This is a genomic window from Allobosea sp. (assembly GCF_036675845.1).
Lineage (GTDB): Bacteria > Pseudomonadota > Alphaproteobacteria > Rhizobiales > Beijerinckiaceae > Allobosea.
On sequence record NZ_JAKFED010000199.1, the window covers coordinates 1 to 6195 of the forward strand.

General features: G+C 68.5%; 5 protein-coding genes. 4 read left to right on the forward strand and 1 reads right to left on the reverse strand.

Going from position 1 to position 6195, the window contains the following annotated elements; translation table 11 throughout:
- Window positions 1-739 (forward strand): acyl-CoA dehydrogenase family protein (locus tag V6M56_RS21125; RefSeq protein ID WP_332686699.1); only part of this gene is annotated, 739 nt, incomplete at its 5' end.
- Window positions 740-795: 56 nt separating this feature from the next.
- Here the strand turns inward: V6M56_RS21125 and V6M56_RS21130 are convergent.
- The gene (locus V6M56_RS21130) at window positions 796-1881 is read right to left on the reverse strand and encodes a Kelch repeat-containing protein (RefSeq protein ID WP_332686701.1); all 1086 of its coding nucleotides are present in this window, start codon (window positions 1879-1881) and stop codon (window positions 796-798) included.
- A 133-nt stretch (window positions 1882-2014) separates the two neighbouring features.
- On the opposite strand from V6M56_RS21130, the gene V6M56_RS21135 reads away from it, so the two are divergent.
- The 3 genes from V6M56_RS21135 (at window position 2015) to V6M56_RS21145 (ending at window position 6014) form a co-directional block, all read left to right on the forward strand.
- Window positions 2015-2776: an SDR family oxidoreductase gene (locus tag V6M56_RS21135; RefSeq protein ID WP_332686702.1), complete on the forward strand. Its 762-nt coding sequence runs from the start codon at window positions 2015-2017 to the stop codon at window positions 2774-2776.
- Between the two features lie 251 nt (window positions 2777-3027).
- Entirely contained in the window at window positions 3028-3804 is a 777-nt protein-coding gene (locus tag V6M56_RS21140; RefSeq protein WP_332686703.1) for a cation efflux transmembrane domain-containing protein, read from the forward strand.
- Between the two features lie 224 nt (window positions 3805-4028).
- Window positions 4029-6014: an acetyl/propionyl/methylcrotonyl-CoA carboxylase subunit alpha gene (locus V6M56_RS21145; RefSeq protein ID WP_332686704.1), complete on the forward strand. Its 1986-nt coding sequence runs from the start codon at window positions 4029-4031 to the stop codon at window positions 6012-6014.
- Window positions 6015-6195: the final 181 nt, after the last annotated feature.

Genomic DNA, 6195 nt, shown 5'->3' on the forward strand with positions numbered 1-6195 from the left:
CTCGGGGAAAGCCGAGAGGGACGGCGACGGCTATCGCATCACGGCCCGGAAGGTGTTCACCTCCGGCGCGGAGGCCGGAGACATCCTGATGACCGGCGCGATCCATGAGGGGGAGGACGGGAGCCGGTCGGTGATTCATTTCGGCGCGCCGATGAAGTCTGCTGCGGTGCGCATCGAGGACACCTGGCGCACATTGGGCATGCGCGGCACCGCATCGAACGATGTCGTGATCGAGAATCTGTTCATTCCCGATGCGAATGTCGCCTTCTCGCGCAAGGCGGGCGAGTGGCACCCGGTTTTCGAGACGATCGCAACGATCGCCTTCCCGCTCATCTACGCCGTTTATCTCGGAGTTGCAGAGAGCGCCCGCGACATCGCCGTCGAGATCGCGAAGAAGAAGCCAGCCTCGGACCCATCGCTCGCCGGCCGCATGGACACCGAGTTGCGCGCCGCGCAACTCGCGCATCGCTGGATGCTCGACATCGTCGCGCGCAACGCCCCATCCGCCGAGACGGTGAACGAGGTCATGATCGGGCGCACATTGGTCGGCCGCCACGCCATAGCAGCCGTCGACCTGGCCATGGAGCTGGCGGGCGGCGCGTCGTTCTACCGGGCGACAGGACTGGAGCGCCGCTTCCGCGACATCCAGGGCGCCCGTTTTCACCCGCTGCAGGCCGGCCCCCAGGCACGTTATGCCGGCGCGATGGCGCTGGGTTTGCGGACGGAGGCGATCTTCTGACGAATGAGGGTCGGGACAAGCCCGGCCATGACGGTGGTCAGCCTGGCCGGTAGCGGTTACCCCAGCACAAACGCCTCGTGCACGGCGCTCTGCACCCCGCCGCCCATCACCGGGCCGCCACCGGCGACGTGGATCGCGTCGCCGACCAAGGCCGCGCCGAGGCCGTGGCGGGGCGTCAGCATCGGGGCGTATTGCTCCCAGCCGTCATTGGCCGGGTCGTAGGCCTCCATCTGGCCGAAGACCCGGTTGGTGCCTTCGCCGCCCATGACGAAGACCTTTCCGCGATAGAGCACGGCCCCATGGCCGGAACGGGCGGTCGGCAGCGGGTTGCGCGGCGCCCATTTGTCGGTCGCCGGATCATAGGCGTGGTGCAGGTTCGAATTGGTGTGGAACGAGTCGACGCGGCCGCCGATGACATGGATCAGCTTGCCGATGGCAAGCGTGCCGGTGTGGTCGCGGGCCGTCGGCAGCGGCGCGCGGCTCTCCCATTTGTCGGCCTTCGGGTCGTAGGTCAGGTGCCAGTCGATCGACTTCTTGCTCTCGGTCGTCTCGCCGATCGCGCCGCCGATGGCGTGCAGCCGGCCATCGAGCCCGACGATCGCGGCTGAGCCGACCGGGCGGGGCAGGGACGCGATCTGCGCCCATTTGTCGGTCTTCGGATCGTAGACGAAGCAGCGCGGATGCGGCTTGCGGTTCTGCTCGAGGAAGCCGCCGATGGCATAGAGCTTGCCGTCGAGGAAGGCGACGCCGACATGGTTGGCGCCCTGCGGCAGCGGCGCGCCGTCGCTCCAGCGGTCGGCCTCGGGATCGTAGACGTGATGGTAGGCCCGGTCGGTCCGCTGCTCGCCATAGCCGCCGACGATATGCATGCGGTCGTCATGGGCTGCCGCCCAGGCCATCTCGGAGCGCGGCAGCGGCAGCAGAGCCCTCGGCGTCCAGCTTCCGGCATCGGCTGCCTTCGGTACGGGGGAATCGAAGACGTTTTGCGAGGCGGCGAGCGCGGGCTTTGCAATGCGGCCGGGCTGGCTGAGGCGCTCGTAATGGCCGCCATGGTGCTCGTGGCCGGGTTGCTGGGCCAACGCCGGCGCAGCAGTGAGGCCGGCGGCACCGACGATGAAACTGCGGCGGTCGAGGGCTTTCATGCGTATCCCCGAGGATGCGGCCTGCATTGTGCGCCGGGCCATGGCGACATAAAAGCGGTTCCGCCGCAAGCCGGCGACGCTAAGATCAGCCGGCAATTCAAACGTTTAAATCGCAGAGATCACGAGGAAACGCATGGCTTCGCATAACAAGGTCGCGATCATCACCGGTGCGGGCTCCGGCGTCGGCCGAGCCGTCGCCATCGCTTTCCTGAAGGACGGCTACCGCACCGTGCTGGCCGGGCGCCGGGCGGATGCGCTGGCGGAGACGATCAAGCTCGCCGGGGCGAGCGAGGCGCAGGCGCTGGCCGTGCCGACCGACGTCACCGACCAGGCCTCGGTCAAGGCGCTTTTCGCCGCCACCAAGGAGAAGTTCGGACGGCTCGACATGCTGTTCAACAATGCCGGCGTCAATGCGCCGGGCGGGATCATGCTCGAGGACCTGTCGCTCGCCGATTGGCAGAAGGTGGTCGACACCAACCTGACCGGGCCGTTCCTGTGCACGCAGGAAGCCTTCAAGCTGATGAAGGACCAGGAGCCGCGCGGCGGGCGCATCATCAACAACGGCTCGATCTCGGCCCATGCGCCGCGGCCGAACTCGGTCGCCTATACCGCGACCAAGCACGCCATCACCGGCCTGACCAAGACCTCCTCGCTCGACGGGCGCAAATACGACATCGCGGTCGGCCAGGTCGATATCGGCAACGCTTTGACCGAGATGGCGCAGCGGATGACGACCGGCGTGCCGCAGGCGGACGGCTCGATCAAGGTCGAGGCGGTGATGGATGTCGGCCATGTCGCCTCCACCGTGCTGCACATGGCGGCCCTGCCCATCGAGGCGAATGTCCTCTTCGTCACGGTGATGGCGACCAAGGCGCCCTTCGTCGGCCGCGGGTGAGAGCTTGCCTCGCCCGAGACCGTCATTGCGAGCGCAGCGAAGCAATCCAGGAGCGGCAGCGCTCTACGCCCCCTGGATTGCTTCGTCGCTCCGCTCCTCGCAATGACGGTTGAAACTGACCGATCTCTGGCCGGAACGACGATGTGAGCGGCGATCCGATCTCGTCATGGTCGGGCCGGTCCCGGCCGTCGACGGCTTGCGACGGGCGGTTTTTGCGTGACACTGGGCGAGGTGGCATGGGAGCGCCTCGCTTGCCGGCATTCGATGGTTCGCAAACGGACGAAGACGCGGATGCCCGGGACAGGCCGGAGCATGACGGGGAGGGCGTCGGCCGGCACGGCAAGGCTGCCGCCGAGCCCGGCCATGCCGGTCCCGTCGACCCGAAGGTCGCCCGGGCCTATCGGCTGACGATCTGGGGCATCGCGCTCGGCATCCTGATCTTCGCCGGCAATGTCGTGCTCTGGGCGCTTGCGATCGGCAACACCCAGCTCCTCAAGGACGGCGTCGACTGGGTCTACGACGTTGCGCTCTACGGTATCGCCGCGGTCGTCTTCGGCCGCGACGGGCGGGCGGAGAAGATCGCGGCGCTCGGCATCGGCGCGGTGATGGCGGTGGCCGGGCTGCACACCCTCTACGACCTCTGGGACAAGATCGCCCGGCCGCGGCCGATCGAGGCCTGGACGCTGGGCTTCTCGGCGGCAAGCGCGATCCTGATCGCCTATCTGATCGTCGGTGTGCTCTGGCGTTTCCGGCGCGAGCCCAATCCGGTGATCAAGGCGACCTGGCTCTCGAGCCGCAACGACACGATCTCGACCACCGGCTTCGCGCTGGTCGGGCTCGCCGCCCGGCTGGCGCCGGTGCGCTGGCCGGAATACCTGTTCGACGTCGTCGTCGCTTTCATCTGCTTCCAGGCGACGTTTGCGATCTGGCAGGCGACAAGAACGCCCGCGTCCGGAGCGAAAGCTGCAGCCGACGCCGGCACGACGCTGACGCTGAAGGCCGGGCGGCGGGCCGGCTTGTTGGACTGAGACCTGCCGACCCCGCCGTCATTCTCGGACGGAGCGAAGCGGAGACCCGAGAATCTCATGGTGAAAGGCGTTCGACCGGAGCCTTCTCCGGCCTGAGATGCTCGGGGCAAGCCCGAGCATGACGAGCTTTTGGGGCGCCGCGCCCATCCGCACCCTGCGCAACAGGGCGCAGACAAGGGCGACGCGTCGGCTATAAGAGGCGTCTCCGCCTGAGGATTGCGCCCATGTCGATCGCGAAGAAGCTGCCCTCCATCCTGATCGCCAATCGCGGCGAGATCGCCTGCCGGGTGATCCGCACCGCCCGGCGGCTCGGGCTGCGCACCATCGCCGTGCATTCCGACGCCGATGCCGACGCGCTGTTCGTGCAGATGGCGGACGAGGCCTACCGGATCGGCCCGGCGCCGGCGCGCGAGAGCTATCTCGACGCGGAGAAGATCCTTGACGTAGCGAAGCAGGCGGGCGCTGCCTGCATCCATCCGGGCTATGGCTTCCTCTCCGAGAATGCCGATTTCGCCGACGCCTGCGCCGCTGCCGGCATCGTCTTCGTCGGCCCGCCGGCTTCCGCGATCCGGGCCATGGGCCTGAAGGACGCCGCCAAGGCGCTGGTCGAGAAGGCGAGCGTGCCGGTGGTGCCGGGCTATCACGGCGCCGAGCAGGGCGTCGATTTCCTCAGCCGGGAGGCCGAGCGCATCGGCTATCCGGTGCTGATCAAGGCGGTCGCCGGCGGCGGCGGCAAGGGCATGAAGAAGGTCGACCGGGCCGAGGACTTCGCCGACGCACTCTCCAGCGCCCAGCGAGAGGGTAAGAACGCCTTCGGCGATGCGCGCGTGCTGGTCGAGAAATATGTGCTCTCGCCGCGCCATGTCGAAATCCAGGTGTTTGGCGACAGCCATGGCAATGTCGTCCACCTCTATGAGCGCGACTGCTCGCTGCAGCGCCGCCACCAGAAGGTGATCGAGGAGGCGCCGGCGCCGGGCATGAGCCCGGAGGTCCGCGCCGCGATGGGCAAGGCGGCGACGGAGGCCGCAAAGGCGGTCGGCTATGTCGGCGCCGGCACGGTCGAGTTCATCGCCGACGGGCGCGAGGGGCTCAAGGCCGACCGCTTCTACTTCATGGAGATGAACACCCGCCTCCAGGTCGAGCATCCCGTCACCGAGGCGATCACCGGGCTCGACCTGGTCGAGCTCCAGCTCAAGGTGGCGGCCGGCGAGCCGCTCGGTTTCGCGCAGGACGATGTCAGGGCCGAAGGTCACGCCGTCGAGGCCAGGCTCTATGCCGAGGATCCCGAGAAGGGCTTCCTGCCCTCGACCGGCAAGCTCTGGGCGCTGCAATTCCCGCAGAGCGAGGACATCCGCATCGATACCGGCGTCGAGGCCGGCGATACGGTGACGCCCCATTACGATCCGATGATCGCCAAGGTCATCGCGCATGGGCAGACGCGCAACGAGGCGCTCGATAAGCTGGCCTGGGCGCTGGGCGAGACCATCGTCGCCGGGCCCCGCACCAATCTCGCCTTCCTGAAGAAGCTCGCCGAGGCCGAGGGCTTCCGGCAGGGGCCGTTCGACACCGGCTTCATCGAGCGCAATATCGAGGCGCTCGGCGCCGAGCCGCAGCCGCTCGATGCGGCGGCGGTCGCGGCGGCGGCATTGCAGCTCGAGGAGGAGCGCCAGCTTGCCGGGATCGAGGCTGCGGCTGTCCGGGCCGAGGGCGAGGCGCGCTCGCCCTGGCTCGATGCCGATGCCTTCTCGCTGATGCCGCGCCCGGCGCTCGGCCTGCCGCTGCTGGTCGATGGCGAGCGCATCGAGGCGAAGATCGAGTGGCAGGGCGACGATGCCCGCGTCTCGCTGCCGGGCCATCCGCTGGCCGAGGGAGAGCACGAGGTCACGCTGGCGCAGGCCGATGGCGGGATCTACCTCGCCCTGCATCGCGGCCGGCAGACGGCGGTCTCGCTGTTCGATCCGTTCAGCGTCGATCTCGACGCGGTGGCCGGTAGCGGCGGCGTGATCAAGGCGCCGATGCACGGCAAGCTGATCGCGCTCTTCGTCAAGGCGGGGGAGGCGGTGGTGAAGGGCCAGCGGCTCGCCATCGTCGAGGCGATGAAGATGGAGCATGTGCTGACTGCCCCGCGCGACGGCACGGTGACCGAGCTCGGCGCCGAGCCGGGTGCGCAGGTGGCGGAAGGCGCGAAGGTGGTGGTGCTGGGGGAGTGAAGGGGGCGTTCGCCCTTGATGGCGGGGCGGGCGCGGGGAACCCTCTCCTGTAAGGAGAGGGTTCCCCGCGCCTGCCCGACTAGCCCGCATCCAGCGCCGCGATCGCCCGCTCCGCCACGGCAAAATTGATCTTCGCCAGCGGATCGCCGTCGCCAAGGAACCAGGCCGCCGACAGGCCGCA